The organism is Bradyrhizobium sp. Ken01, assembly GCF_055807355.1.
This window is the reverse complement of the sequence record NZ_JBVVPC010000254.1, coordinates 1-253: the sequence shown is the minus strand read 5'-3', so window position 1 is coordinate 253 and position 253 is coordinate 1. Positions and strand designations below refer to the sequence as shown.

The following is a 253-nucleotide window of genomic DNA, read 5'->3' as shown; positions in this document are numbered from 1 at the left end:
CCGGATGTTCCTGGCCGCCTGCCTTGTCCTGCTGGCGGCAGCTTCGGTTGCGCGCGCGCAGGAATGCGACCGCAGCGACGACAGCCAGCAAATGATGAACATCTGTGCCGGCGAGGACTACCAGGCGGCCGACGCCAGGCTCAACACGGCCTATCAGAACCTCATCAGCTCGGACGATGCCAACGGCAAGAGATTGCTGCAGGTGGCGCAACGCGCCTGGATCACTTTTCGCGATGCCGAGTGCGCGCATTCC

1 protein-coding gene is annotated in these 253 nt (G+C 64.0%); it reads left to right on the top strand.

Annotated features, from left to right (window positions below; all coding sequences use genetic code 11):
- Positions 1–253 (top strand): lysozyme inhibitor LprI family protein (locus AC0L3S_RS39550; RefSeq protein ID WP_473285398.1); only part of this gene is annotated, 253 nt, incomplete at both ends.